This is a genomic window from Mesorhizobium sp. IMUNJ 23232, from assembly GCF_044326205.1.
GTDB lineage: Bacteria > Pseudomonadota > Alphaproteobacteria > Rhizobiales > Rhizobiaceae > Kumtagia.
In genome coordinates this window covers 1-1586 of sequence record NZ_JBIRCY010000054.1, presented here as the reverse complement: position 1 = coordinate 1586, position 1586 = coordinate 1, and the positions used below count along the sequence as shown (strand labels likewise).

Genomic DNA, 1586 nt, shown 5'->3' with positions numbered 1-1586 from the left:
TGCCGGTTTTTTTAAAGGCTCCCCGCAGTTTGTTGGTCACCCGTTTGTCGGCCAGCTTGCCTTCGCGGCCGGCCGCGACCTGCTCGAAATAATCGGCGATAGCCTTTTCCGAGACGAGCACAGACGCATCATAGGCCGACAGGCCGAGGCTGGCGATCAGCCGGGTTCGCTTGTCGTCCGGCAGTTCCGGCAGGTGCTCGGCCAGCGCATCGACATAGGCCTGATCGAACTCCAGCGGCAGCAGGTCGGGGTCGGGGAAATAGCGGTAGTCGTGCGCCTCTTCCTTCGAGCGCATCGACCGCGTCTCGCCCTTATTGGGGTCGAACAGGCGTGTCTCCTGATCGATCTTGCCGCCATCCTCGAGGATGGCGATCTGGCGGCGCGCCTCATATTCGATCGCCTGGCCGATGAAACGGATGGAGTTGACGTTCTTGATCTCGCAGCGCGTGCCGAATTCGCCACCCGGCTTGCGCACCGAAACGTTCACGTCGGCGCGCAGCGAGCCTTCTTCCATGTTGCCGTCGCAGGTGCCGAGGTAGCGCACGATGGTCCGAAGCCTCGTCACATAGGCCTTTGCTTCCTCCGACGAGCGCAGGTCCGGCTTCGACACGATCTCCATCAGCGCCACGCCCGAGCGGTTCAGGTCGACATAGGACATGGTCGGGTGCTGGTCGTGGATCGATTTCCCCGCGTCCTGCTCCAGATGCAGACGCTCGATGCCGACCTCGATCTCCTCGTACTGGCCTTTCGAATCCGGCCCGACAGCGACCGAGACGACGCCCTCGCCGACAATCGGCTGCTTGAACTGCGAAATCTGGTAACCCTGCGGCAGGTCGGGATAAAAATAGTTCTTCCGGTCGAAAACCGACTTGTGATTGATCTCAGCCTTGAGCCCGAGGCCGGTGCGGATCGCCTGGCGAACGCATTCCTCGTTGATCACCGGCAGCATGCCCGGCATGGCAGCGTCGACCAAGCTGACATTATCGTTGGGCGCCGCGCCGAACGAGGTCGACGCACCCGAAAACAGCTTTGCCTCCGAGGTCACCTGCGCATGGACCTCCATGCCGATGATAACCTCCCAATCGCCAGTGGCGCCGGGGATAAAACGTTTCGGATCGGGCGTGCGGGTATCGATGAGGGTCATGTCGGCCTAGGATGTTCGATTGTCTGGTGCGATTTTCGCACGGCAAACTGTCGTCTTTCGCTAGTGCAAAGTGGGGAGCTAGGCAAGGCTCGGGCTACGTTTGGGTTTGAATGACGGCTATGGGTGGGAGGTGGACGCCCGAGGCCGATTCAGCCGGAATTCTCAGCTCGTCTCGGGCCATCGCCGCGATACTGTCGGCGTTTGGCCTGCCTAGTCGGGGGCTACCGCGATCAGCGTCCGATGCCCTCCACATCCTCCGAGAGCAAGTGTTGAGCTCCCGGCGCCAAAGCGCCGGGAGCTGTTTATCACTTTACGAGCGCGGCCTTTTCAATGACCGCGGCGACTTCCTTCGCGTGGACGATGAGCGAAGCATGGCTGCCGGCGACTTCCGTCGTCTGGGCCTTCATTTCGGCGGCGAAAAACTTCTGGGCCTCGGGTGCGA

1 protein-coding gene and 1 pseudogene are annotated in these 1586 nt (G+C 61.6%); both read right to left on the bottom strand.

Translation table 11 applies throughout. From position 1 onward, the window contains the following. The coding region (gene gatB, locus ACH196_RS29240; RefSeq protein WP_396650369.1) for an Asp-tRNA(Asn)/Glu-tRNA(Gln) amidotransferase subunit GatB at positions 1 to 1144 on the bottom strand (1144 nt) is incomplete at its 3' end. A gap of 305 nt (positions 1145 to 1449) precedes the next feature. After that, a pseudogene (locus ACH196_RS29235) lies at positions 1450 to 1586 on the bottom strand (alpha/beta hydrolase); the annotation flags it as partial.